This window comes from Micromonospora sp. LOL_015 (assembly GCF_048060275.1).
GTDB lineage: Bacteria > Actinomycetota > Actinomycetes > Mycobacteriales > Micromonosporaceae > Micromonospora_E.
This window is the reverse complement of record NZ_JBHMIO010000011.1, coordinates 92,853-116,161: the sequence shown is the minus strand read 5'-3', so window position 1 is coordinate 116,161 and position 23,309 is coordinate 92,853. Positions and strand designations below refer to the sequence as shown.

Genomic DNA, 23,309 nt, shown 5'->3' with positions numbered 1-23,309 from the left:
AGGGCCGTCAGGTCCGCGCGACCAGTCTGGTGTGTCCGGTTGGGTGGTTTACGTGTTGGCTTTCCGGTCAGGGTGTCATATGGTTGCCGGATGATCACCCCTGCGCAGCGCGACGGAGCCGTGACTGTCACGGCTCCGATCGGCGTGCCGGGCGTCGTGCTGCCGGGCGCCGACGTGCCGGGCGTCGGCGTGCCGGGCGTCGTGCTGCCGGGCGCCGACGTGCCCGGCGCCGCCGGCCGGCCGGGCCTGCCGCGCCCCACCGGCCGGGGTCCTCCGGACGGCCGTCGCACCACCACGACGACGGCCACCAGGGGCGAAGCGGATCAGCTTCGGCCCTTTTCTGTTGTTGAGGGGAGACCCGATGAGCACCGAACTGCACGGCACCCGCGGCACCGAATGGATCGAACAGGTACGGGTGCAACTGGCCGACCAGTTGGACATGCACCGGGCCCAGCTGACCGAACTCACCGCCGACACCGGTGACCCAGGCGAAGCGCACACCCGGGCCGCGCTGGTCGTCGCCGCCCGGCGCGGCTACGACCAGACCGTCGAGGCGCTGAACCGGATCGCTGCAGGCCGCTACGGCCGCTGCGACAGGTGCGGCGGCGACATCCCCCGGGAACGGCTGGAGATCCTGCCGCACGCGCGGTACTGCGTACCCTGTACGCGCTGACCGCGATTTGCCCGCCTACCGACTCGCGGTCGGTAGGCGGGCAAATACATTCGAACCCGCGACGGTGTGTCGTCCGTTGTACCCGGGTGTCCGCAATGTGCCGCAGAGAGGCGAGCGCTGATGCCCCAGCTCCACACGTCGGTGATGATCCGCTACGCGACCTACACCGACACCCCGCAAGTGGCCAAGACACTGGTGGAGGCATTTCTGGATACCCCCGAGTCGTCCTGGCTGATCCCGGACCCGGTCGCCCGTCGCCGGGTATACCAGCGGTTCTGTCCGGCGCTGATCGACTACGGGCTGCGCCAGGGCAGTATCTACCTCACTGAGGATTACAGCGCGGTGGCGGTGTGGCGTCCGTGCAGCCTGATCCTGCCCAACCCGGTCGAGTACGAGCAGCTGCTCGACGACACCTGTGGTGAGTACGCGTACCGGTTCCGGTTGCTGGACAACGCCCTCGCCGAACGACACCCGGTGGGCGAGCACCACTACCTGGCGTACCTCGGGGTCGCCCCGGACCGGCAGGGCTACGGCCTGGGTACGGCGTTGCTGAACCACCGGCACGCCATCTTCGACACCGCCGGCAGCGCCGCCTACGTAGTGGCCAGCAGCCCCGGCGCCCGCGACCTGTATGCCCGGCTCGGCTACCGGCTCACCGCCGCGGCACCGTTCCACCTGCCCGACGGCGGACCGCTGCTCTGGCCGATGTGGCGGCAGCCGCAGCTGGCCCGCCGTTACCTGAACTGACCGTTCCTACCTGACCTGATCGCGTGAGGGTACGCCGACGGGCCGGAAGGTGACGCCGGACAACTCGGTTCCGTCCCGGCCCGGCCCGTCGGTAACCTTCGCAGCATGAGGATCGGGGTTGCGACATGAGGATCGGAATTGTCGGCGCGACCGGGCAGGTCGGTGGCGTCATGCGGCAGGTGCTGGAGCAGCGGGCGGTGCCCGTCGACGAGTTGCGGTTGTTCGCCTCGGCCCGCTCGGCCGGCCGGACTCTGCCGTGGCGCGGCGGCGAAGTCGTCGTGGAGGACGCCGCCACCGCCGACTACCGAGGGTTGGACATCGCGCTCTTCTCGGCTGGCAAGGCCACCTCGAAGGAGTTGGCGCCACGGGTCGCGGCGGCCGGTGCCGTGGTGATCGACAACTCGTCGGCCTGGCGGATGGATTCGGACGTACCGCTGGTGGTCGCCGAGGTCAACCCGCAGGCCGCCGCCGACCGCCCGAAGGGCATCATCGCCAATCCGAACTGCACCACGATGGCGGCGATGCCGGTGCTGCGCCCGCTGCACGACGAGGCCGGCCTGGTCAGCCTGGTCGTCTCGACCTACCAGGCGGTCTCCGGCGCCGGCCTGGCCGGTGTCGCCGAGCTGGACGAGCAGGTCCGCAAGGTCGCCGAGGGCGCGGCGGCGCTGACCTTCGACGGCGGCGCGGTGGAGTTCCCGGCGCCCCGGTCGTTCGCCGCACCTATCGCGTTCAACGTGCTACCGCTGGCCGGCTCGATCGTCGACGACGGCTCCGACGAGACCGACGAGGAACAGAAGCTGCGCAACGAGAGTCGCAAGATCCTCGGCATCCCCGAGCTGCCGGTGAGCGGGACCTGCGTTCGGGTGCCGGTGTTCACCGGCCACTCGCTGCAGATCAACGCCCGGTTCGCCCGGCGGATCGACCCGCGGCGGGCGGCCGCGCTGCTGGCCGACGCGCCCGGCGTGGCGCTGTCCGACGTCCCGACGCCGCTGCAGGCGGCCGGCCAGGACCCGACGTACGTCGGTCGGATCCGGGTCGACGAGACTGTCGAGCACGGCCTGGCACTGTTCTGTGCCAACGACAACCTGCGCAAGGGCGCCGCCCTCAACGCGGTGCAGATCGCCGAGCTGTTGATCACCGCGGCGGCCTGAGCCCGGCACCGCAACAGTCCGTGCCGCAACAGTCCGTGCCGCAACAGTCCGCACCGCACCGCCGGGCGGGTCGTCGTCAGTCAGCGGCGACCCGTTCGGCGAGCAGCATCGCGGCGTCGTCGCTGATCTGGCCGCCGGCGTGGCGCTGCAGCTCAGTGACGACGCGGTCCAGCGCCTCCCGCCGGTCCGGCAGTTCCAGGCACGCGGTCACCCGGTCCGGGGCGAGGAACTCACCGCAGCCGTTGCGGGCCTCCACCAACCCGTCGGTGTAGAGCAGCAGCCGGTCTCCGACCTGCCAGGGCCGGGTCACCCGGACCGGCTCCGGCGCGTCGCGGCGCAGCCCCAGCGGCGGGTGCCGGTCACCGGGCTCCAGGATCTCCAGCGTTCCGGCTGAGGTCCGCAGCGCCGGTGCCGGATGGCCACAGTTGATCACGGTCAGCGTGTCGTCGGTGAGCTGCACCAGGGCAGCGGTGACGAATTGCGCCGGCTGCCCGGTACCTATCCCGTCCCGGTACACCGCCTGGTCCAGATCGGCGGCGACGGCGGACAGTCCCGGCTGTACGAAGGCGGACTGTCGGAAGGCACCCATCACGGTGGCCGACATCTGGACCGCCTGCAGGCCTTTGCCGCACGCGTCCCCGATGATGATCCGGGTCCCGTACGGGCTGTCCACGACGGCGAACAGGTCACCGCCGACGTTGGCCGCCTCGGACGCGGACAGATATCGGGCGACCAGGGCGACGTCGCCCAGCTGCGGGGGCGGTGCGCGCAGCACCGCCCGCTGCGCGACCTCGGCGATCTCGGTCATCCGGCGTAGCCGGGCCTCCCGCAGGTTGCGAGACCGGGCCACGTAGATCGACACGATGCCGACCGCGAAGACGACACTGCTGCGCAGCAGATGGTCCAGGCTGCCGAACATGCCGCTGGGTAGCCCGGCGACCAACGCGACGACGCAGGCGACCGCGGTGACCAGCGCGGTCCGTCGGGTCTTCTCGACGGCGGCGGCGAGCAGCGGGGCCAGCGACAGGAACCCGAGAACGACCGCGTTTGTCTGGGTCAGCACGTCGATGACGGTGATGACCGCGATCAGCGCCAACGCCAGCGGCATCCCGCGCCAGCGTTCGGTGCGGTGCAGCAACGACCGGTCGGCCGGGTGCGGCACCCGCGAATCCGGCAAAGAAGGCTTACGCCAGCTGACCCGGCGTGCCCACACGACGTGCTCCCTACCCGGCCTGCCCGCCCGTGCACCTCGTGCCGGCGCGGCCGTTTCGACCTGCGAGCGTAGCCGATCCCACCGACCGGGGGAGGACGCTGGTTTTCCGCTCCCGACCCCGGGTACCCCGAGGACGGCGCCGACACCGAGAGGAGTGCGCGATGACGACCGTCGGAGAGTTCATGACGGCCCGGCCGTTCACCATGGACGCGAATGACATGTTGACGGCGGCGGCGCGGCAGATGCGGGATGCCGACATCGGCGACATCATCGTCACCAACGGGAGCGATATCCAAGGAATCGTGACCGACCGGGACATCACGGTCCGAGCGGTGGCATCCGAGATGGATCCGTCGATGACCCAGCTCAGCCAGATCATCACCGAGGACGTGGTGGTCGTGTCGCCGTACGACGACGCGGTCGCGGCCGCCGAGCTGATGCGGACCTACTCGGTACGGCGACTGCCGGTGGTCGACGACGGCCGGTTGGTCGGCGTCGTCTCCATGGGTGACCTTGCCGTCGAGTGGGAACCGGATTCGGTGCTGGCCGATATCAGCACCGACGACCCGAACAACTGACCACCGGACCGCCGCCGCGCCCACCGGGCCCGGTGAGCGGCACCGGAAACCCTCTGGTGGGTGTCCCCGACAGGTCTGCCCGGTCTCCTCGGCGCCCGGATCCGGCAGACAAGGGGACACCTGCTTGCGCTCTCACCCACCCGATCGGAGATCAGTATGAAGCGACCACGCATCGTCATCGCGGGTGCCGGCTTCGCCGGCTACCAGGCTGCCCGTACCCTGTCCCGGCTGGCCCGGGGGTCCGCCGAGATCGTCCTGATCAACCCGACCGACTACTTCCTGTACGTGCCGTTGCTGCCCGAGGTCGCCTCGGGCGTGCTGGAGCCGCGCCGGGTCACCGTCTCGCTGCCGGACACCCTGCCCGGCGTGCGGGTGGTGCTCGGCGAGATCGACCAGATCGACCTGCCGGACCGGCGGATTTGCTACGTCGACGGCGAGGGCGACCGGGCCGAGTTGAGCTACGACCGGTTGATCGTCTCCATCGGCAGCGTCAACAAGCTGCTGCCGATCCCCGGCGTCAACGAGCACGCGCACGGCTTCCGGACCCTGCCGGAGGCGCTCTACCTGCGCGACCACCTCACCCGGCAGATCGAACTCGCCGACTTCAGTGACGATCCGGCCGAGCGGGCCGCCCGGTGCACCTTCGTCGTGGTCGGTGCCGGATACACCGGTACGGAGGTCGCGGCGCACTGTGTGTCCGACACCGACCTGCTGATCCGCCGGCATCCCCGGCTCGCCGGCCAGCAGGTGCGCTGGCTGCTGCTCGACCTGGCCGACCGGGTGCTGCCCGAGCTGGACGAGCGGATGTCGGTCACCGCGCAGAAGGTCCTCGACGCGCGGGGCGTCGAGACCAGGTTCGGCACCTCGGTTCGCGAGGCGACCAGCGACGGGGTGCATCTGTCCGACGGGGAGTTCATCCCGACCCGGTCGCTGATCTGGTGCGTCGGGGTGCGACCCGACCCGGTGGTGGACGAATTGGGACTGACCACCCTGAAGGGCCGGCTGGTGGTCGACGAGTTCCTCGCCGTACCGCAGCATCCGGAGGTGTACGCGTGCGGTGACGCCGCCGCGGTGCCCGACCCGAACCGGCCGGGCGAGGTCACCCCGATGACCGCCCAGCACGCCGTCCGGCAGGGCAAGCTGGCCGCGCAGAACGTCGCCGCGTCGTACGGGCACGGCTCGTTCCGCCCGTACCGGCACAAGGACCTGGGGTTCGTGGTCGACCTCGGCGGTGCGCAGGCGGCGGCGAACCCGTTGCACGTGCCGATCTCCGGCCCGCTGGCCAAGGCGGTGACCCGGGGCTACCACCTGGCGTCGATCCCGGGCAACCGGATCCGGATAGCGGCCGACTGGACGTTGGAGTCGTTGCTGTCGCGGCAGGGTGTGCAGCTGGGTCTGGTACCGCCGGCGGCGGTGCCGCTGGACACCGCGTCGCCGGAGCTGGTGCACCCGGTCGGCCGCTGACCTGGTACGGAGCCGTCACCCGAACCGTAGGTGGGGTCGGCGGCGTAGCCGTACCCCGGTGGCGATCGCGACCAGGGCGACCATCGTGACCGCGACGACCGCGCCGTGCAGTAGCCCTCGGTCGAGGTAGCCGCTGTCGGTGTGGTCGATCGCGTAGGTGGCGATCTCCCGGCTGAACCAGAACGGCAGCGCCCGCGCGGCCGGGCTGGCCGGGTCCATCACCATCTGCAGCCCGACGATGGTCAGCAGGATCAGGGTGCCTTCCAGCTCGCGGGGCAGCACCGCGCTGATCGCCAGCCCGAACGGCACCGCCACGGCGACCATGACCAGCATGATCAGGCCGATCGCCCCGTGCCGTACACCGGGCTGGTCGAGCAGCACCAGCAGGAAGTACGGCACGGACAGCAGCACACCGACCGCCCACAGCGCCAGCAGACGGCCGGTCCACAACTGCGCTGGCCGGTAGCCGGTCAGCCGCAGCCGGGTCTCCAGATCACGGTTGGCGTTGCCGGCGAACAGCGCCGCCGTGCTCAGCGCCCAGCCGAGCCCGAGGCAGACGAACCGGATCGACTGCCCGGCGAAATCGCCCCGGCGGGCCAGGTAGAAGCAGAGCGGAAAGACCAGCAGGATCGCCAGTACGCCGCGTCGCCGGGACGTCTCGCGCAACGTCATCTCCGCCACGGTGAGCACCCGGCTCATCGACCGGCCTCCGTTCTGGTCAGGTCAAGCACCAGGTCGACCCGGTCGAGCTGGTTCAGCAGGTGGGTGACGACCACGACCGCCTTGCCGGCGTCGCGCCAGCGCCACACCTGGTGCCAAAAGTCCAGGTAGGTGCCGCGGTCGAAGCCCTGGTACGGCTCGTCGAGCAGCAGCAGGTCCGGGTCGCCGAGCCCGGCCAGTGCCAGGTTGAGCTTCTGCCGGGTGCCGCCGGACAGGTGCCGGGCCTGGACGGCGGCGGAGGCGTCCCAGTCGAGGACCGCGGCCTGCGCCCGTCCGGCGGTACGCGACTGTGTCCGGCTGAGCCGCCGGCCGGCACCGACCAGCGCGAAGTGCTCGTCCGGATGCAGGAAGTCGCCGGTGCCGCCGGACTGCGGGCAGTAGCCGAGGGTGCCGTACACCCGGACCCGGCCGCTGTCCGGGCTGGCCAGGCCGGCGCAGACCCGCAGCAGGGTGCTCTTGCCGCTGCCGTTGGCACCGACCACGGCGGCGATCTCGCCGGCCCGGACGGTGAGTCGTACCCGGTCCAGTACCGTGTGCCGGCGGTACCGCTTGGTGACGTCCTGCACGTCGAGCCGGACCGGGCCCGGGTGGACGCGGCGCGGGAACTGAGCCGGCCCGCCGACGCTGCGCGCCACGTCGGTGGCGTAGTCGGCCGGGTTGCCGAAGACCGCCAATGGTGCTTCGCCGCTGTCATGCAGGTGGGCCGCGGCCTCCGCGACGACGTGCCCGGCCATCTCGCGGTCGATGCCGTGTCGGTGCAGCTCGCCGGTCAGGGCGGCGAGCCAGGTCTGCTGGTTCACGAGGTGGTCACCTCCTGCAGGATCGTGTCGACACCGGTGGCGAAGGACCGCCAGTCGGCGGTGGTTTGGCGCAGCCGCTGCGCACCGGACTCGGTCAGCCGGTAGTACTTGCGGGCCGGGCCGCTGGTGCCGGCCCGCCATCGGGCGTCGACCAGGCCGGTCCGTTGCAGCCGGAGCAGTACGGGGTAGAGGGTGCCGCCCTTGATCGGCCCGAGCCCGGCCGCCTGCAGCGACTGGGCCAGCTCGTAACCGTACGACTCGTGCCGGTGCAGCGCCGCGAGCACACAGAGGTCGAGCACCCCGCGCAGCCACTGGCCCCGCCGTTCCTGATCCACGGCCAGAAAGATAGCAGCGCCATCTAGATAGCGCCACAACTTATCCGGCTGTTGCGCACCGGGCTGTTTCCGTACCGGGCCGGCGGGTATCCGATCGACAGTGACGACCCGTCGGAGAGGGAGAGAATGATGGACATCGGCATCATCGGCGCCGGCAACGTCGGCTCGGCCCTGGCCCGGCGGCTGACCGAGGTCGGTCACCAGGTGACGATCTCCGCGTCCAGCCCGGATTCGCCGCGGCTGGCCGAGGCTACCGCCGGCACCGGGGTAGCCGCCGGTGACGCGGCCCAGGCGGCCGACGCCGAGCTGGTCGTACTGGCGGTGCCGTTCACCGATATCGGCGACACGCTCACCGGGCCGGTCGCCGACGCGCTGGCCGGCAGCACCATGATCGACGTGACCAACCCGCTCGGTCCGGACCACATGTCGCTGCGGATCGGCCATGACACCTCCGCCGCCGAGCAGGTCGCCGCGATGGTCCCGGCGGCCAACGTGGTGAAGGCGTTCAACACCGTGCTCGCCCCGAACCACGCCCGGCCGGTGCTCGGCGGCGTACGGCAGTCGGTGCCGGTCGCCGGCGACGACCTGGCCGCGAAGAAGACCGTCCAGGAACTCGGCACCCAGCTGGGCTTCGACACGGTCGACGCCGGCCCGCTGTCCAGCGCCCGCTACCTGGAGCCGGTCGCCGCGCTGCTCATCCAGGTCGCCTACGGCGGCGGTGCCGGTCCGACGGTCGGGTTCGCCCTCGCCCGCGACTGACGGCGGTCGAGCCCTTGGGTCGGAACACGTCATCCTGGCCGTATGGTGGACGGGTGTCGTGCGTGCCGTGTCCGGCAGGACGGACGCATCCGTTGAAACCCGAGGAGTTCTAGTGACCGTCACTCTGACCGCCGACAGCGCCGGATCGGTCAGCGACTTCAAGGTCGCCGACCTGTCTTTGGCGACCTTCGGTCGCAAGGAGATCGAGCTCGCCGAGCACGAGATGCCCGGGCTGATGGCACTGCGCCGTGAGTACGCCGCCCAGCAGCCGTTCAAGGGCCGCAAGATCGCCGGATCGCTGCACATGACCGTGCAGACGGCGGTGCTGATCGAGACGTTGACCGCGCTCGGCGCCGACGTGCGCTGGGTCTCCTGCAACATCTTCTCCACCCAGGACCAGGCCGCCGCGGCGGTCGTCGTCGGCCCGAACGGCACGGTCGACAACCCGCAGGGTGTCGCGGTGTACGCCTGGAAGGGCGAGACGCTCGACGAGTACTGGTGGTGCACCGAGCAGATGCTCACCTGGCCGGACGGCAGCGGGCCGGACTCGATCGTCGACGACGGCGGCGACGTTACCCTGCTGATCCACCTCGGCAAGCAGTTCGAGGAGGCCGGCGCGGTGCCCTCCACCTCGGAGACCGACTCGGTCGAGTACGGCATCATCCTGGAGACCCTGCGCCGTTCGCTGGCCGCGAACCCGACCAAGTACACCGAGATGGCCAAGCCGATCATCGGGGTCTCCGAGGAGACCACCACCGGGGTCAACCGCCTCTACGAGCTGGCCCGCGAGGGCAACCTGCTCTTCCCAGCGATCAACGTCAACGACTCGGTCACCAAGAGCAAGTTCGACAACAAGTACGGCATCCGCCACTCGCTGGTCGACGGGATCAACCGGGCCACCGACGTGATGATCGCCGGCAAGCTCGCGGTGATCTGCGGCTACGGCGACGTCGGCAAGGGCGCCGTGGAGTCGCTGCGCGGCCAGGGGGCCAGGATCGTGGTGACCGAGATCGACCCGATCTGCGCGCTGCAGGCGGCGATGGACGGCCTCGACGTGGTGACCCTGGACGACGTCGTCGACCGCGGCGACATCTTCATCACCACCACCGGCAACAAGGACATCATCCTGGCCGACCACATGGCGAGGATGAAGCACAACGCGATCGTCGGCAATGTCGGTCACTTCGACAACGAGATCGACATGGCCGGTCTGGCGAAGGTGCCCGGAATCGAGAAGATCAACGTCAAGCCGCAGGTCGACGAGTGGCGTTTCCCGGACGGCCACGCGGTGATCGTGCTCTCCGAGGGGCGGCTGCTCAACCTCGGCAACGCGACCGGCCACCCGAGCTTCGTGATGTCGACGTCCTTCTCCAACCAGGTCATCGCCCAGGTCGAGCTGTACGCCAAGATCGGCGAGTACGGCAAGCAGGTGTACGTGCTGCCCAAGCACCTTGACGAGAAGGTGGCCCGGCTGCACCTGGACGCGTTCGGCGCCAAGCTGACCGTGCTCACCAAGGCCCAGGCGGACTACATCGGCGTCGACGTGGCCGGCCCGTACAAGCCGGAGCACTACCGCTACTGATCCGACGGCGTACTCAGGCGGCCAGGCCGAGGGCCTCGGCGGCGGCTCGGCCGTTGGCGTGACTCGCACCGTACGTGGTGACGAAGGCACGCACCCCGGCCGGGCGCCAGGCCGACGGCCAGCCCATCTCCACTACCGCGACCGGGTGCCGGGCGGCCAGCCGTTCGATCAGGTCACCGGCACCGGGCACCCGGTGCAGGTGCCGGCCGACCAGCACCAACGGCCGGCCGTCGGCGGCCGTCGCGACCTGCTCGGCGGTCACCTCGGCCGGCGCCACCCGCAGCTGCCGGGCGGCGCCGAGGTGCGGTCCGAGGCCCCACGGCACCCGGCCCTCGGCGATCGTCGAGCCGGCGGTCAGCTGCACCACCAGTGCGTCGGCCAGCCCGTCGAGGGTGCCTTCCACCCGGACGGCGCGGCGGGCGGCGGCGTACCCCAGATCGGCCGGGCCGGCGGTTCCATCCGCCGCCGGCCGGACCACGGCGGCCAGCGCGGTCACCCGGTCGGCCGCCTGCTCGACCCGGCCGACCGGCAGCGTCCCGTCGCCGATCGCGGCGACGATGCCCGCCGCGATCCGTTCGACCAGTGCGTGGTCGACCCGGGCGCCGATGCAGAGCAGGTCGGCACCGGCGGCCAGGGCGGCGACCGCCGCCGGGACGATCCCACCGGCGGCCAGCGTGGCGCCGCGCATCTCCAACGCGTCGGTGACGATCACCCCGGTGAAGCCGTACTCGTCGCGGAGCAGGCCGGTCAGCGCGGCCCGGCTGAAGGTGGCCGGCGCGTCGCCGGTCAACGTCGGGACCCGGATGTGCGCGGTCATGATCGCCGGGGTGCCGGCTTCGACCACGGCGGCGAACGGCGGCAGGTCCCGCCGGCGCAGCACCGCCATCGGTACGTCGACAGTGGGCAGTTCGAGGTGCGAGTCGGTGACCGTTGCGCCGTGGCCGGGGTAGTGCTTGGCGCAGCCGGCGACCCCGGCGTCGGCCAGCCCGGCGACGGCCGCCGCCGCGTGCGTGGCGACCAGCGCCGGATCGGCCCCGAACGACCGGGTGCCGATGATCGGGTTGTCGTCGGCGGTGTTCACGTCGACGGTCGGGGCCAGGTCGAGGTTCGCGCCGCAGGTGGCGAGCTCGTCGCCGATCGCCCGGTAGACCTGCCGGGTCAGTGCCGGGTCGTCGACCGCGCCGAGCGCCGCGTTGCCGGGGTACGGGCTGCCGGTGGCGTGCGCCAGCCGGGTGACGTCGCCGCCCTCCTCGTCGATGGCGACCAGCACGTCGTCCCGGGCGGCCCGCAGCGCGGCGGTGGCGGCCCGCAGCTGTTCGGGTCGGTCCACGTTGCCGCCGAACAGGGTGTGCCCGGCGAGCCCGTCGCCGACCAGGTCCACCGCCCACTGCGGGACGGTGGTGCCGGGGTAGGCGGCGAGCAGGGTGCGCAGCGCCAGTCGCCGCAGCGCCGGGTCGTTCGGCATGTTCTCCCCCTCCGTGGCGTCTCCGCGGTCCGAGTGGCGCACCGGGGAGGCGCTGTTCGTTGCCGGTGAGTGCCGGGTCGTCCGACCGCCGAGGGTGTCACCGGCGACTACGCTACGGCTACTTCCGTTGCGGATGCCAAGATAATAGTTAACTTTCCTAAATTTTAGAGGACGACCACATGGGTTCCCCGCGCCTGCCCGGCACGCCCCGGCTGCTGCGAGCGCTCAACGACCGGGCGGCGCTGGAGCTGCTCATCGCCCGCGGACCACTCACCCGGGCACAGCTCGGCGAGCTGACCGGACTGTCCAAAGTGACAGCGTCGCAGCTGGTCGAGCGGCTGGAAGGACGCGGGCTGGTCACCCGGGTCGGCGAGCAGGCCGGTGGCCGGGGCCCCAACGCCCAGCTGTACGCCGTACAGCCGGCCAGCGCGCACGTCGTCGGAGTCGACGTCGGACCCGACCGGGTGGTGGCCGCCTGCGCCGACATCACCGGATCGGTGATCGGCCGGGTCGAGCAGTCCACCAGGGACACCGACGATCCGGTCGGTGTGGTGCACAACGCGGTCGTGCAGGCCGCCAGCAGCGCCGAGACCCAGCTGGCCAGCGTACGGCGGGTGGTGCTGGGCACCCCCGGCCTGGTCGACCCGGCCAACGGCGACATCACCTTCGCGTACAACCTGCCGCGCTGGCACCGCGGCCTGCTCGCCGCCCTGCGCGAGGACCTGGACACCACCGTCGTGTTCGAAAACGACGTCAACCTCGCCGCGGTCGCCGAGGCACACGCCGGTGCTGCCCGCGACGTGCCCGACTTCGTGCTGGTCTGGGCCGGCGTCGGAGTCGGCCTGGCGATCATGCTCGGCGGCCGGTTGCACCACGGCAGCACCGGCGCGGCCGGTGAGATCGGCTACCTGCCGGTGCCCGGCGCACCGATCCCGCGCGACGTCTCCCGCCGGGCCAAGCCGGCGTTCCAGCAGCTCGCCGGTGCCGACGCGGTCCGGGCGGTGGCCCGCGAACACGGGTTCCGGGCGGCCAGCGCGGGCGACGCGGTGCGGGCCGCGATCACCGCCGGCACCCGGGGCGGGCCGCTGCTCGACGAGCTGGCCCGCCGGCTCGCGCTCGGCGTCGCCAGCAGCTGCGTGGTGCTCGACCCGCCGCTGGTCGTGCTGACCGGTGAGGTCGGCCAGGCCGGCGGCAGCGCCCTCGCCGAACGGGTGCAGCACGAGGTCGCCGCGATCAGCCTGGTCGCGCCCCGGGTGGTGGTCACCGAGCTGACCGAGGAGCCGGTGCTGCAGGGCGCCCTGCGGACCGCCCTCGACGCCGCCCGCGACGAGGTCTTCGGATCCACCGTGGCCTGACCCCGGCGACACCCGTCGGGTGGTGCCGGCCACCCCGGCGCGGCCAGGTGGGGCGGCACCACCGGCGGCGTGATTGGATGGTCCGGTGCCTACCGTTGCTGACGACCTGGTGATCGAGCTCGACTCAGTGGGCGTGACCCGCTCCGGCACGGCCCTGCTGCAGGACATCACCCTGCGGGTGCAGCCCGACCAGCGGTGGGTGGTGCTCGGCCCGAACGGTGCCGGCAAGACCACCCTGCTCAGCCTCGCCGCCGGCCGGCTGCACCCGACGACCGGGACCGTCCGGGTCCTCGACGAGCAGCTGGGGCGCACCGACCTGGCGGAGCTGCGAACCCGGATCGGGCTGACCACCGCCTCCCTCGCCGAACGGATCCCCGGCACCGAGCGGGTGCTCGACGTGGTGCTGACCGCCGCATGGTCGGTGGTCGGCCGGTGGCGGGAGCGCTACGACGAGCTCGACGTGGGTCGGGCGCAGGAGCTGCTCGGCCAGTTCGGCGTGGCCGGGCTGGCGCAGCGCGAGTACGGGACCCTCTCCGAAGGTGAACGCAAGCGGGTGCAGATCGCCCGGGCGCTGATGACCGATCCGGAGCTGCTGCTGCTCGACGAGCCGGCGGCCGGGCTCGACCTCGGTGCCCGCGAGGAGCTGGTCGGCCGGCTCGGGGTCCTCGCCCAGGACCCGCATTCCCCGGCGTTGATGCTGGTCACCCACCACGTGGAGGAGATCCCGCCGGGCTTCACCCACGCCCTGCTGCTGCGCGGCGGCACCGTCGTCGCGGCCGGCGAGCTGGCCGCCACGATCACCGGCGAGCACCTGTCGGAGACGTTCGGCGTGCCGCTGGTCGTCGAGCGGGCGGGCCAGCGGTACACCGCCCGGGCCGCCTGAGCGGAGGACGTCGTGACAGCGCCGCGGATCGCGGTGGTGGGCAGCGCGAACATGGACCTGGTCGCGACCGCGCCGAGACTGCCGTCGCCGGGGGAGACCCTGCTCGGCACCGACTTCGTCACGGTGCCCGGCGGCAAGGGTGCCAACCAGGCGATCGCGGCGGCCCGCGCCGGTGGCGACTGCGTGTTCCTCGGCGCGGTCGGCTCGGACGCCTTCGGCGTCACCCTGACCGGCCGGATCGCCCGGTCCGGGGTGGACACGAGCCAGCTGCGGGTGGTGTACGGGTCGTCCGGCGTCGCGATCGTGATGGTCAACGCGGCCGGCGAGAACGCGATCGTCGTCACCCCGGGTGCCAACGCGGCATTCCGTGGGCTCACCGAGCCGGAGCTGGCGGCGGTGCGCGACGCCGACGTGCTGGTGGCGCAGTTGGAGATTCCGTTGGAGACGGTGCTGGCCGCCGCGGCGGCGGCCCACGAGGCGGGCACCCGGGTGATCCTCAACGCCGCCCCGGCCCGCGAGCTGCCGGCCGAACTGCTCGACGCGGTGGATCTGCTGGTGGTCAACGAGGCTGAGGCGCGGGCGATCGTCGGCGTCGGGCGGGAGGACCCGGCGGCGCTGCTGACGGTGGTCCGCCGGGCCGTGCTCACCCTGGGTGCCGAGGGTGCCTGGTTCGCCGACCGCGACGGTACGGTGCACCACGTGCCGGCCTTTCCGGTCGAGACGGTGGACTCCACCGCCGCCGGTGACGCGTTCACCGGCGCGCTCGCGGTCGCCTGGGGCGAGGGGCGGGACCTGGTGTCCGCGGTCCGGTGGGCGTCGGCGGCCGGTGCGGCCTGCGTACGCCGGTTGGGGGCCTCGGTGTCGTTGCCGCAGCGGGCCGAGATCGACGCCCTGGCCGGCTGATCGCGTCCTGGCTGGCTGGCTACCCGCGAAACGCCGGTGCCGGGTGGCGCGGGTGCGGGATCATCGAGACATGCGAGTCATTCTCAACCTGCTCTGGCTCATCTTCGGCGGCGGCATCGTGCTCGGCCTCGGGTACGCGGTGGCAGCGCTCGTCTGCTTCGTGCTGATCGTCACGATCCCGTTCGGGGTGGCGTCGCTGCGGTTGGCCTACTACTCCCTCTGGCCGTTCGGCCGGACGCTGGTCGCGAAGCCAGGGGCGGGGATCGGCTCCGGGCTGGCGAACATCCTCTGGGTGGTGCTGGCCGGCTGGTGGCTGGCGCTCACCCACATCGTGACCGGCGTGACGCTCTGTCTGACGATCATCGGCATCCCATTCGGCATCGCCAACTTCAAGTTGGTGCCGGCGGCGTTCTGGCCGCTGGGCCGGGAGGTCGTCGACGTCGAGGATCTGCGTCGCCCGGGGCTGGTCCACGCCTGACCCGGCCGGCCAGCGAGTCCCTGCCCGGTGCCGGTCAGGTGATCGGCACCGGCGCTGGCCCACTCTGATCAGTCGGCTTCGCCGGCCGGACCGCTGCGTCCGGCGAGCCGTTCGTAGCGCTGCCGGGCGGCCTGCGCGGTGCCCAGGCCGAGCCCGAAGGCGATCGCCTGCCAGGTGAGTCCCCGGCTCCGGGCGGCCTCCAGCAGGCCCAGTTCGACGGCGTCGAGGTCGGCGCGGACCGGGGCGACCAGGGTCAGAGCCGCGATCAGGTCGCTGACGTCCAGCTCCGGCTCGTCCGGGTCGGCCTTGGCGCCGCCACTGGCCAGGCTGAGTGCCAGCCGTACCGCCTCGTACGGGTCGACCACCTGCGGGTGCAGATGGCGGTGCCGCCGCGCGGTGGTGTCGGCGTGCCGCTCAGCGATCCGGAGCAGGGCATCGTGCCGACGGTGCGCCCGCGACTGCGCCGCGTCGGGCGGGGTGAACAGGTCGTCAGTGGTCACAGTGTCGACTCAAGCACGCCAACGCACCGATGTCAACTCAACGTTTTCAACAGAACGTTTAGCAACCGTGTTGCTCCGGTCAGGGGGTCGGGCGGCCGGTCAGGATCCGGGGACCGGACGGGGTGATGGCGACCGTGTGTTCGGAGTGGGCGGTACGGGAGCCGTCGGCGGAGCGGATCGTCCAGCCGTCCTCGTCGTACCGGATCTTGTTGGTGGAGTGGCAGAACCAGGGTTCGATCGCGATGGTCAGGCCGGGGTCGAGCCGCATCCCACGGCCGGCACGGCCGGTGTTGGCGACGTGCGGGTCCTCGTGCATGGTGCGGCCGATGCCGTGACCGCCGAACTCGCCGTTGACGCTGTAGCCGTACGAACCGGCGACCTCGCCGATCGCGGCGCAGACGTCGCCGAGCCGGCCGCCGGGCTGGGCGGCGGCGATCGCCGCCGCGAGGGCGACCTCGGTTGCCTCGATCAGCCGCAGATCGGCCGGATCGGGGGTGCCGACGATGACGGAGACCGCGGAGTCGGCCACCCAGCCGTCGATACCGACCGCCATGTCGATGCTGAGCAGGTCACCGTCGCGCAGCACGTAGTCGTGCGGGAGGCCGTGCAGCACCGCGTCGTTGACCGACAGGCACAGCACGTTGCGGAACGGACCGCGGCCGAACGACGGGGCATAGTCCCAGTAGCAGGACTCGGCGCCGCGTTCGGCGATCCGCCGCCGGGCGTGGTGTTCGATGTCCATCAGGTTGACGCCGACCGCGGCGACACCGCTCAGCTCGGCGAGCAGCTCGCCGACGAACTGGCCGGTAATCGCCATCCGGTCGATCTCCTGGGCGGACTTGAGCTCGATCACGACAGACTCCCTCTCCCTCTGCGGTATTTTTATACCACGTCGGATCGAGGGCGCGCCGGAGGGCTATCCTGCTGGGCATGGTTCGCCAACCACTCACCGCCGAACAGATCGCCGCAGGCCAGCGACTCGGCGCCGCTCTGCGGGTCGCGCGGGCCGGCCGCAGCCTCGTCGAGGTGGCGCTGGCGGCCGGGATCTCCCCCGAGACGCTGCGCAAGATCGAAGCGGGCCGGCTTCCGGCGCCGGCGTTCGGCACCGTGGTGCGGCTCAGCCAGGCCCTCGACGTCCCCCTCGGTGACCTGGCCGACGTCTGGCTGGCCCAGATGCCCGTCCGCCAGGCGTCCTAGCGCTGTTCTGGCGTTCACTCGCCCGGTGGCAGGGCCTCGTCCTCGCCGAGCCGGTCCGCGCCCCGGCGGCGCAACATCCGCAGACCCGGGATGCCGGCCACCGCCAGTTTCAGGTCCCGGGTCACCTCCAGCAGGTCGTGGATGTCCGGCCCGACCCGGTCCAGGGTGGCCAGGATCGGCAGCACGTCGGCCTTGAGATGCTGGGTCAGCCGGGGCAGCTCGTCAACCAGCCGGACCGCCGCGTCCACCTCATCCTCGCTCAACTGCTCGACGAAGTGCCGGGCCATCGGGGCACCCCGGCGCAGCGCCGGCTCGTACTCGCCGATCAGCTCGACCGACCGGTCGGCGATCTCCTCGCTGCGCCCCACCAGGCGGCTGGCCCCCACCGCCACCCGGTCGGCGTCGGTGAGCAGCGTCTGCGCGGCAGCCGCCACCCGGGTCGCGGCCGCCACCGCGTCGGTCGCCGCCGTGGCGATCGTCTCCACCCGTAGCGTCGCCTCCTCCGCCTCCGCGACCACTCGCTCGCTGCGGTCGAGCAGCACCTCGACCCGGTCGACCACGGTGCCGACCCGTTGCACCAGAGCCTCGATCTCATCCAGTACGGCGAATGCGCGCGACGGCACGGCGGCGTACTCGGAGGTGAGCCGGCCCATCCGGGTCGCCACCTCACCGGCCTGGCCGGTGGCCCGTCCGGCCGCGCCGGTCAACGCACCGGCGACCTGCCCGACGGTAAATCTGGTCAGTGCGATGAGACTCGCCGGAGACGGCAGCGGGAGCGGCATCTCCCTATTGTGCGGCGCGCCGGCCACCACCGCTGGCGCGCCGGTCGGCGGAACCCGGCGTGGGCCGGGGCGGCGCCGGCCGGCCCGGTGTTGCCCGGCCCGGTATGGCTCGGGTCGGCGTGGCGCGGGCCGGGACAGGCGCTTGCGATGCCAGCGCGGCCTCGACCGCACGGCGTAGCGCGCGGTGGATGCGGCCCACCCGCAGCGCGTCCCGGTCGGACACCAGTAGCACCGGGGCGCCCCGTACCTCGACCCAGAGTTCGAGCAGGTGCGCCCCCCGGTCGTAGGAGTCGTCGAGCAGCCCGAGCAGCAGGTCCGCGATCGGGATGATGACCAGCCCGACCAGGATCGATCCACCGATCAGCGCGATGGTGACGGTCGGCGAGGCGTCGATGGTCAGTGCGGTGACCAGCCCGATGATCGCGGTCGCCACCGGGGCCAGGAAGGCGACGCCGACCATTCCCCGGCCGGCCAGGGCGCTCCACGAGCGGGCACCCCGCCGCTGCCAGATCCGGTGCACCTGGGTGAGCGGATGTCGGTGCTGGTCCACCCGGATCTCGGTGGAGGTGATCCGTACGGATTTGTCATCGTAATAGGTGATCATCCGCCTGCCTCCCTCACGTTGTGGATCACGTTACCCACACTCCGGCGCGCCCCGTAGGCTGTCCCAGAACGCGACGTCGATGGGGAGGTTCGCCGTGTCGGAGTTGGTGCTGGTCGAGGTCGAGCAGGGGGTGGCCACCATCCGGCTGGCCCGGCCACCGATGAACGCACTGAACGCGGCGGTGCAGGAGCAGCTGCGCGACGCCGCACGTACCGTCGCCGACGACGAGCGGGTCCGGGCGGTCGTGGTCTACGGCGGAGAGAAGGTCTTCGCCGCCGGCGCCGACATAAAAGAGATGGCCGATATGTCGTACGTAGACATGGCTGCCCGCGCGGCGCAGCTGTCCAGCGCCTTCGACGCGGTCGCCCGGATCCCGAAACCGGTGGTCGCCGCGATCACCGGCTACGCCCTCGGCGGCGGCTGCGAGCTGGCCCTGGCCTGCGACTGGCGGGTGGTCGCCGAGGACGCCAAGCTCGGCCAGCCGGAGATCAAGCTGGGGGTCATCCCCGGTGCCGGCGGCACCCAGCGGCTGGCCCGGCTGGTCGGCCCGGCCCGCGCCAAGGACATCATCCTGACCGGACGGATGGTCGACGCCGCCGAGGCCGGGCGGATCGGCCTGGCCGACCGCGTCGTCCCGGCCGACCAGGTGTACGCGGCGGCACTCGACATGGTGCGGCCGTTCGTCACCGGACCGGCCCAGGCGGTCAAGGCGGCCAAGTTGGCCATCGACGGGGGCCTGGAGATGGACCTCGCCTCCGGCCTGGCCTGGGAGAGTCAACTGTTCGCCGGTCTGTTCGCCACCGACGACCGCACCGAGGGGATGGCGGCGTTCGTCGCCAAGCGCAAGCCCGACTTCACCGGTCGCTAGCCCGTACCGGCTTTCGGCCGGCCCCTGAACCGGCTCGGTGTCGGCGGTGCCGGACACGCTTGGGTGCCGGGCGAAGTGACTGGGCGGTAACCTGCTCGGGGGCGCGCCGGCCGGGCGGGCCCGGGGCGACGGGAGGCAGCGGCGATGGCGGAGCGGATCGAGGGGCACGGCGGGACGTTGGCGCTGGCCGCCGCGCAGGCGTACGGCGTACGTGAGCTGTTCACCCTCTCCGGCGGCCACATCTTTCCGCTCTACGACGCCGCGCACGCCGCCGACTTCCCGATCTACGACGTACGGCACGAGCAGACCGCCGTCTTCGCCGCCGAGGCGGTAGCGAAACTGCAGCGTCGTCCCGGGCTGGCCGCACTCACCGCCGGTCCCGGCGTCACCAACGGCATCTCCGGTCTGACCAGCGCCTTCTTCAACGCCGCGCCGGTGCTGGTGCTCGGCGGCCGGGCACCCGCGTTCCGCTGGGGGTCGGGCAGCCTGCAGGAGATCGACCACGTACCGCTGGTCGCCCCGGTCACCAAGCACGCCGCCACGGTCGCCGCGACCGACGACGTACCAGCTGCGGTCGGTGCCGCGCTGTCCGCCGCGCTCACCCCGCACCGCGGCCCGGCCTTCCTCGACCTGCCGCTGGAGGTCGTCTTCTCGACCGCCGAGGTGACCACGCCGACCGCCGACGCGGTGCCGGTGGTCGAGCCGGACCCGGACGAGGTCGCCCGCGCGGCCCGGCTGATCGCCGCCGCCGACCGTCCGGTGATCGTCGCCGGTTCCGACGTGTACGCCGGGGACGCCGTCGCCGCGTTGCGGGAAGCCGCCGAGGCGCTGCAGGTGCCGGTCTTCACCAACGGCATGGGGCGTGGATCGCTGCCGCCGGGGCACCCGCTGGCCTTCGCGAAGGCGCGGCGGGTCGCGTTCGGTCGGGCCGACGTGGTGGTCGTGGTCGGCACCCCGCTGGACTTCCGGCTCAGTTTCGGTGACTTCGGCGCCGCCCAGGTGGTGCACGTCGTCGACGCGCCGAGCCAGCGGGCGACCCACGTGCAGCCGGCCGTTTCGCCCGCCGGTGACCTGCGGCTGATCCTGTCCGCGTTCGCCGACCACAGCGGCGACCGGGCCGACCACACCGGCTGGCTGGCCGACCTGCGCGCCGCCGAGGAGCAGGCCCGGGCACGGGACGCGGCCGAGCTCGCCGCCGAGTCCGACCCGATCCGCCCGTCGCGGATCTACGGCGAGCTGCGGGCGGTGCTCGACCCGGACGCCGTCACCATCGGCGACGGCGGTGACTTCGTCTCGTACGCCGGCCGTTACCTGGAGCCGTCGGTGCCCGGCAGTTGGCTCGACCCTGGCCCGTACGGCTGCCTCGGCACCGGCATGGGCTACGCGATGGGCGCCCGACTCACCTACCCGGACCGGCAGGTCTGCCTGCTGATGGGCGACGGCGCGGCCGGCTTCTCGCTGATGGACGTCGAGTCGCTGGCCCGGCAGAAGCTGCCGGTGGTGATCGTGGTCGGCAACAACGGCATCTGGGGGTTGGAGAAGCACCCGATGCGCGCCATGTACGGCTACGACGTCGCCGCCGATCTGCAGCCAGGGCTGCGCTACGACGAGATCGTCGGGGCGCTGGGCGGCGCGGGGGAGACGGTCACCAAGGCCGGCGACATCGGTCCGGCGCTGCGCCGGGCCTTCGACGCCGGGGTGCCGTACCTGGTCAATGTGTTGACCGACCCGGACGACGCCTACCCGCGCTCGTCGAACCTGGCCTGAGCGCTGGTCGGGCCTGGCCTGACGGATCGCCGACCCGATCTGGTCGGCAAATGCTTGGCGGAATGTCGGTCCTGTCGTTCATTGTGGGTCTGCAGACAAACGACAGGAGTGAGGATGTCGCACGCGATCTGGGCCGAGGGCCTGGTCAAGCGATTCGGCGCGACGACCGCGTTGGCCGGGGTGGATCTCGCGGTCCGTACCGGCACCGTGTTCGGGCTGCTCGGGCCGAACGGGGCCGGCAAGACCACCGTGGTCCGGGTGCTCGCCACCCTGTTGCGGCCGGACGCCGGGCACGCCCGGGTGCAGGGCTTCGACGCGGTCGGCCAGGCACACCAGGTCCGCCGGTTGATCGGCCTGACCGGGCAGTACGCCTCGGTCGACGAGACGCTGACCGGCGTGGAAAACCTGATCATGATTGGTCGGTTGCTGGGGTCGTCGCGGCGTGACGCGCGCGCCCGCGCCCGGCAACTGCTGGCCGAGTTCCAGCTCACCGATGCCGCTGATCGCGCGGCGAAGACCTACTCGGGCGGTATGCGCCGCCGGCTCGATCTGGCCGCCAGCCTGGTGGGACGGCCTCAGGTGCTGTTTCTCGACGAACCGACCACCGGGCTGGACCCGCGCAGCCGCAACGAGCTGTGGGAGCTGGTCCGTGGGCTGGTCACCGGTGGTGTGACGGTGCTGCTCACCACCCAGTACCTGGAGGAGGCCGACCAGTTGGCCGACGAGTTGGCCGTGGTCGACCACGGGCGGGTGATCGCCGGCGGTACGCCGGAGGAGCTGAAGGCCAAGACCGGTGCCCAGGTCCTCGCGGTGCGCCCGACCGATCCGAAACAGTTGCCGACGGTGCTGACTACGCTGCGGGACCTGTCCGGCAACGAGCCGTCGTTGGCCCAGACCACGGTGACGGTGAGCACCGCCGATGCGGACCTGCTGCCGGCGGTGGTCCGCCGGCTCGACGAGTCCGGGGTGAAGGTCGGTGAGCTGGCGTTGCGCAGCTCCAGCCTGGATGAGGTCTTCCTGTCGCTCACCGGCCACCGGGCCGATCCGGGCTCCGGCGGTTCTGCGGCCGGTACCGGTTCTGCGGCCGGTACCGGCGAGCGGCCGACGCCGGCGACCGGGCCGGCCGGTACGGGAGCACAGCCGACCGCCGCCACCATGGAGGGAATCCGTTGACCGCCACCACCGTCACCACGCCCGAACTGCCCGGGCGGCACCAGTGGGTCAGTCCGGTGGCCGGGCTGCGGCATACCGGCACCCTGGCCTGGCGGAGCCTGGTGCAGATCAAGCACAACCCATTGGAACTGCTTGATCTCAGCGTCCAACCGCTGATGTTCCTGCTGCTGTTCACCTATGTGTTCGGCGGTGCGATCGCCGGCACGCCGGGGGACTATCTGACCTTCGCGTTGCCGGGAATCATCGTGCAGAACGCCCTTTTCGCGACGATGACCACGGGATTCGGGCTGAACACCGACCTCACCAAGGGGGTGTTCGACCGGTTGCGTTCGTTACCGATCGCCCGGTGGGCGCCGCTGGCCGGGCGAATTCTGGCCGACACCGTCAAGCAGGCCTGGTCGGTGCTGCTGCTGCTAGGTGTCGGGATGATCCTCGGCTACCGGGTCGACGGTGGTCCGGTCGGCCTGCTCGGTGCGTTCGCGCTGATTCTGGCCTTCACACTGGCCGCGTCGTGGATCTCGGTGCTGGTCGGGGTGATGGTCAGCGAGCCGGAGAAGGTGCAGATCTTCGGCTTCATGGTGATCTTTCCGCTGACCTTCACCAGTAACGCATTCGTGCCGACCGAGACCATGCCGGGCTGGCTTCAGGCCTGGGTCGAGGTCAACCCGGTGACGATCCTCGCCGACGGCCTGCGTGGCCTGCTCAGTGGCGTGCCCGCCGCCGGCCCGGTCGGCTACTCGCTGCTCTGGGCAGCCGGCATCGCGGCGGTGTTCGCGCCGCTGGCACTCGCCCGGTTCAAGCGTCGGGTCTGACCTGACCGTCCTCCGGGCGGGCCGCTCGGGTCGCCCGAGTCAGGCACCTGACTCGGGCCGGCGGTCCTCCCGGGGGTCTGCGGCGTCCCGGCGGCGCAGATCGTCCTCCCGGCGGCGCAGATCCTCCTCCCACCGTTCGAAGAGCTCGCGATCCTGCTTCGACTTCTCGGCGTCGAGCGCGCGCAGGAACTCGGGATCGTCGTCGGGGGCCGCCGGGCGGTTGCGCGGTGGCGGGGTGCCGGTCGGTCGGGGGACGCCGCCGAGCGGTGACGGGCTGCCGAAGCCGGGCCGGCGGCTGAGGAACCAGGCAGCCGGCCCGAGGAGGGGGATGACGATGATGACCGGCACCCAGAGCAGGCGCGGCAGGGCGCGGACGTCACCTTTCTCCGCTGAGAGGCAGCTGATCAGCGCCACCGCCATGAGCACGACGTGGAGCATGAAGAGCAGGATGAACACGCGGGCCATCCCGCAATGATGCCCCGCCCGGCGGGCTCAGCCTA

General features: G+C 71.8%; 26 protein-coding genes. 16 read left to right on the top strand and 10 right to left on the bottom strand.

From position 1 onward, the window contains the following. Positions 1-361 precede the first annotated feature (361 nt). The 3 genes from ACFHWU_RS12595 to ACFHWU_RS12585 all read left to right on the top strand — a co-directional run bounded on the left by ACFHWU_RS12595 (position 362) and on the right by ACFHWU_RS12585 (position 2,571). Positions 362-673 carry a TraR/DksA family transcriptional regulator gene (locus ACFHWU_RS12595; RefSeq protein WP_416553589.1) on the top strand — a complete coding sequence of 104 codons (312 nt, stop codon included), beginning with the start codon at positions 362-364 and terminating at the stop codon, positions 671-673. A 120-nt stretch (positions 674-793) separates the two neighbouring features. Further along, the gene (locus tag ACFHWU_RS12590) at positions 794-1,420 is read left to right on the top strand and encodes a GNAT family N-acetyltransferase (protein WP_416553591.1); all 627 of its coding nucleotides are present in this window, start codon (positions 794-796) and stop codon (positions 1,418-1,420) included. Positions 1,421-1,545: 125 nt separating this feature from the next. Beyond that, complete coding sequence (locus tag ACFHWU_RS12585; protein WP_416590622.1) at positions 1,546-2,571, top strand: aspartate-semialdehyde dehydrogenase; 1,026 nt, start codon at positions 1,546-1,548, stop codon at positions 2,569-2,571. A 76-nt stretch (positions 2,572-2,647) separates the two neighbouring features. On the opposite strand, the gene ACFHWU_RS12580 is transcribed toward ACFHWU_RS12585, so the two are convergent. After that, positions 2,648-3,784 carry a PP2C family protein-serine/threonine phosphatase gene (locus ACFHWU_RS12580; protein ID WP_416590621.1) on the bottom strand — a complete coding sequence of 379 codons (1,137 nt, stop codon included), beginning with the start codon at positions 3,782-3,784 and terminating at the stop codon, positions 2,648-2,650. 161 nt (positions 3,785-3,945) lie between these two features. Between ACFHWU_RS12580 and ACFHWU_RS12575 the strand changes: the two genes are divergently transcribed. Both ACFHWU_RS12575 and ACFHWU_RS12570 read left to right on the top strand, forming a co-directional pair. Then, a complete protein-coding gene (locus tag ACFHWU_RS12575) occupies positions 3,946-4,362 on the top strand; it encodes a CBS domain-containing protein (protein WP_416553597.1) in 417 nt (138 codons plus the stop codon). 156 nt (positions 4,363-4,518) lie between these two features. Beyond that, a complete protein-coding gene (locus tag ACFHWU_RS12570) occupies positions 4,519-5,826 on the top strand; it encodes an NAD(P)/FAD-dependent oxidoreductase (protein ID WP_416553599.1) in 1,308 nt (435 codons plus the stop codon). Positions 5,827-5,841: 15 nt separating this feature from the next. Here the strand turns inward: ACFHWU_RS12570 and ACFHWU_RS12565 are convergent, their stop codons facing one another. The 3 genes from ACFHWU_RS12565 to ACFHWU_RS12555 are packed head-to-tail and all read right to left on the bottom strand — an operon-like array spanning position 5,842 to position 7,681. After that, on the bottom strand, positions 5,842-6,525 hold the full coding sequence (locus ACFHWU_RS12565; protein WP_416590620.1) for an ABC transporter permease: 684 nt from the start codon (positions 6,523-6,525) through the stop codon (positions 5,842-5,844). Continuing rightward, positions 6,522-7,346, bottom strand: a complete 825-nt coding sequence (locus ACFHWU_RS12560; protein WP_416590619.1) for an ATP-binding cassette domain-containing protein — start codon at positions 7,344-7,346, stop codon at positions 6,522-6,524. The genes ACFHWU_RS12565 and ACFHWU_RS12560 overlap by 4 nt, the downstream gene beginning before the upstream one ends. Continuing rightward, positions 7,343-7,681, bottom strand: coding sequence for a PadR family transcriptional regulator (locus ACFHWU_RS12555; RefSeq protein ID WP_278167623.1), 339 nt, complete (start codon positions 7,679-7,681; stop codon positions 7,343-7,345). Before ACFHWU_RS12555 ends, ACFHWU_RS12560 begins: the two co-directional genes overlap by 4 nt. Positions 7,682-7,732: 51 nt before the next feature. On the opposite strand from ACFHWU_RS12555, the gene ACFHWU_RS12550 reads away from it, so the two are divergent. Both ACFHWU_RS12550 and ahcY read left to right on the top strand, forming a co-directional pair. Then, the gene (locus tag ACFHWU_RS12550; protein WP_416553605.1) at positions 7,733-8,440 is read left to right on the top strand and encodes an NADPH-dependent F420 reductase; all 708 of its coding nucleotides are present in this window, start codon (positions 7,733-7,735) and stop codon (positions 8,438-8,440) included. 112 nt (positions 8,441-8,552) lie between these two features. Next, positions 8,553-10,022: an adenosylhomocysteinase gene (ahcY, locus tag ACFHWU_RS12545; protein WP_416568917.1), complete on the top strand. Its 1,470-nt coding sequence runs from the start codon at positions 8,553-8,555 to the stop codon at positions 10,020-10,022. A 13-nt stretch (positions 10,023-10,035) separates the two neighbouring features. Here the strand turns inward: ahcY and ACFHWU_RS12540 are convergent, their stop codons facing one another. After that, positions 10,036-11,487 carry a glycoside hydrolase family 3 N-terminal domain-containing protein gene (locus ACFHWU_RS12540; RefSeq protein WP_416590618.1) on the bottom strand — a complete coding sequence of 484 codons (1,452 nt, stop codon included), beginning with the start codon at positions 11,485-11,487 and terminating at the stop codon, positions 10,036-10,038. Between the two features lie 179 nt (positions 11,488-11,666). Here ACFHWU_RS12540 and ACFHWU_RS12535 point away from each other — a divergent pair, with 179 nt between their 5' ends. The 4 genes from ACFHWU_RS12535 (at position 11,667) to ACFHWU_RS12520 (ending at position 15,106) form a co-directional block, all read left to right on the top strand. Then, a complete protein-coding gene (locus ACFHWU_RS12535; RefSeq protein ID WP_416590617.1) occupies positions 11,667-12,842 on the top strand; it encodes an ROK family transcriptional regulator in 1,176 nt (391 codons plus the stop codon). Between the two features lie 73 nt (positions 12,843-12,915). After that, entirely contained in the window at positions 12,916-13,725 is an 810-nt protein-coding gene (locus ACFHWU_RS12530; RefSeq protein ID WP_416553613.1) for an ABC transporter ATP-binding protein, read from the top strand. A gap of 12 nt (positions 13,726-13,737) precedes the next feature. Continuing rightward, on the top strand, positions 13,738-14,628 hold the full coding sequence (locus ACFHWU_RS12525) for a ribokinase (protein WP_416590616.1): 891 nt from the start codon (positions 13,738-13,740) through the stop codon (positions 14,626-14,628). 70 nt (positions 14,629-14,698) lie between these two features. Beyond that, on the top strand, positions 14,699-15,106 hold the full coding sequence (locus ACFHWU_RS12520) for a YccF domain-containing protein (RefSeq protein ID WP_278167634.1): 408 nt from the start codon (positions 14,699-14,701) through the stop codon (positions 15,104-15,106). Between the two features lie 68 nt (positions 15,107-15,174). On the opposite strand, the gene ACFHWU_RS12515 is transcribed toward ACFHWU_RS12520, so the two are convergent. Then, positions 15,175-15,606, bottom strand: a complete 432-nt coding sequence (locus tag ACFHWU_RS12515; protein ID WP_416553617.1) for a DNA-binding protein — start codon at positions 15,604-15,606, stop codon at positions 15,175-15,177. 79 nt (positions 15,607-15,685) lie between these two features. Continuing rightward, on the bottom strand, positions 15,686-16,459 hold the full coding sequence (gene map, locus ACFHWU_RS12510) for a type I methionyl aminopeptidase (protein WP_416553619.1): 774 nt from the start codon (positions 16,457-16,459) through the stop codon (positions 15,686-15,688). A 77-nt stretch (positions 16,460-16,536) separates the two neighbouring features. Here map and ACFHWU_RS12505 point away from each other — a divergent pair, with 77 nt between their 5' ends. Next, positions 16,537-16,803 (top strand): helix-turn-helix domain-containing protein, encoded by a 267-nt coding sequence (locus tag ACFHWU_RS12505; RefSeq protein ID WP_416553621.1) that lies wholly within the window; start codon positions 16,537-16,539, stop codon positions 16,801-16,803. Between the two features lie 14 nt (positions 16,804-16,817). Here ACFHWU_RS12505 and ACFHWU_RS12500 read toward each other — a convergent pair whose 3' ends face one another. After that, entirely contained in the window at positions 16,818-17,585 is a 768-nt protein-coding gene (locus ACFHWU_RS12500; RefSeq protein ID WP_416590615.1) for a hypothetical protein, read from the bottom strand. A 4-nt stretch (positions 17,586-17,589) separates the two neighbouring features. Next, positions 17,590-18,189: a DUF6232 family protein gene (locus ACFHWU_RS12495; RefSeq protein WP_416553625.1), complete on the bottom strand. Its 600-nt coding sequence runs from the start codon at positions 18,187-18,189 to the stop codon at positions 17,590-17,592. A gap of 94 nt (positions 18,190-18,283) precedes the next feature. On the opposite strand from ACFHWU_RS12495, the gene ACFHWU_RS12490 reads away from it, so the two are divergent. The 4 genes from ACFHWU_RS12490 (at position 18,284) to ACFHWU_RS12475 (ending at position 22,809) form a co-directional block, all read left to right on the top strand. Then, on the top strand, positions 18,284-19,057 hold the full coding sequence (locus ACFHWU_RS12490; RefSeq protein ID WP_416553627.1) for an enoyl-CoA hydratase-related protein: 774 nt from the start codon (positions 18,284-18,286) through the stop codon (positions 19,055-19,057). Between the two features lie 144 nt (positions 19,058-19,201). Beyond that, positions 19,202-20,824 (top strand): acetolactate synthase, encoded by a 1,623-nt coding sequence (locus ACFHWU_RS12485; protein ID WP_416553629.1) that lies wholly within the window; start codon positions 19,202-19,204, stop codon positions 20,822-20,824. A 114-nt stretch (positions 20,825-20,938) separates the two neighbouring features. Then, positions 20,939-21,997: an ATP-binding cassette domain-containing protein gene (locus tag ACFHWU_RS12480; protein WP_416590614.1), complete on the top strand. Its 1,059-nt coding sequence runs from the start codon at positions 20,939-20,941 to the stop codon at positions 21,995-21,997. Further along, positions 21,994-22,809: an ABC transporter permease gene (locus tag ACFHWU_RS12475; protein WP_416553633.1), complete on the top strand. Its 816-nt coding sequence runs from the start codon at positions 21,994-21,996 to the stop codon at positions 22,807-22,809. Before ACFHWU_RS12480 ends, ACFHWU_RS12475 begins: the two co-directional genes overlap by 4 nt. A 39-nt stretch (positions 22,810-22,848) precedes the next feature. On the opposite strand, the gene ACFHWU_RS12470 is transcribed toward ACFHWU_RS12475, so the two are convergent. Next, positions 22,849-23,274 (bottom strand): PLD nuclease N-terminal domain-containing protein, encoded by a 426-nt coding sequence (locus ACFHWU_RS12470; protein WP_123600376.1) that lies wholly within the window; start codon positions 23,272-23,274, stop codon positions 22,849-22,851. Positions 23,275-23,309: the final 35 nt, after the last annotated feature.

What these genes read in the sequence shown, in the direction of transcription:
- ACFHWU_RS12540 (WP_416590618.1), bottom strand. Translation starts at nt 11,487, where the DNA reads ATGCCGAACGACCCGGCGCTGCGGCGACTGGCGCTGCGCACCCTGCTC.
- ACFHWU_RS12505 (WP_416553621.1), top strand. Translation starts at nt 16,537, where the DNA reads ATGGTTCGCCAACCACTCACCGCCGAACAGATCGCCGCAGGCCAGCGA.
- ACFHWU_RS12470 (WP_123600376.1), bottom strand. Translation starts at nt 23,274, where the DNA reads ATGGCCCGCGTGTTCATCCTGCTCTTCATGCTCCACGTCGTGCTCATG.
- ACFHWU_RS12520 (WP_278167634.1), top strand. Translation starts at nt 14,699, where the DNA reads ATGCGAGTCATTCTCAACCTGCTCTGGCTCATCTTCGGCGGCGGCATC.
- ACFHWU_RS12535 (WP_416590617.1), top strand. Translation starts at nt 11,667, where the DNA reads ATGGGTTCCCCGCGCCTGCCCGGCACGCCCCGGCTGCTGCGAGCGCTC.
- ACFHWU_RS12495 (WP_416553625.1), bottom strand. Translation starts at nt 18,189, where the DNA reads ATGATCACCTATTACGATGACAAATCCGTACGGATCACCTCCACCGAG.
- ACFHWU_RS12575 (WP_416553597.1), top strand. Translation starts at nt 3,946, where the DNA reads ATGACGACCGTCGGAGAGTTCATGACGGCCCGGCCGTTCACCATGGAC.
- ACFHWU_RS12480 (WP_416590614.1), top strand. Translation starts at nt 20,939, where the DNA reads ATGTCGCACGCGATCTGGGCCGAGGGCCTGGTCAAGCGATTCGGCGCG.
- ACFHWU_RS12565 (WP_416590620.1), bottom strand. Translation starts at nt 6,525, where the DNA reads ATGAGCCGGGTGCTCACCGTGGCGGAGATGACGTTGCGCGAGACGTCC.
- ACFHWU_RS12570 (WP_416553599.1), top strand. Translation starts at nt 4,519, where the DNA reads ATGAAGCGACCACGCATCGTCATCGCGGGTGCCGGCTTCGCCGGCTAC.
- ACFHWU_RS12485 (WP_416553629.1), top strand. Translation starts at nt 19,202, where the DNA reads ATGGCGGAGCGGATCGAGGGGCACGGCGGGACGTTGGCGCTGGCCGCC.
- ACFHWU_RS12500 (WP_416590615.1), bottom strand. Translation starts at nt 17,585, where the DNA reads ATGCCGCTCCCGCTGCCGTCTCCGGCGAGTCTCATCGCACTGACCAGA.
- ACFHWU_RS12585 (WP_416590622.1), top strand. Translation starts at nt 1,546, where the DNA reads ATGAGGATCGGAATTGTCGGCGCGACCGGGCAGGTCGGTGGCGTCATG.
- ACFHWU_RS12590 (WP_416553591.1), top strand. Translation starts at nt 794, where the DNA reads ATGCCCCAGCTCCACACGTCGGTGATGATCCGCTACGCGACCTACACC.
- ACFHWU_RS12595 (WP_416553589.1), top strand. Translation starts at nt 362, where the DNA reads ATGAGCACCGAACTGCACGGCACCCGCGGCACCGAATGGATCGAACAG.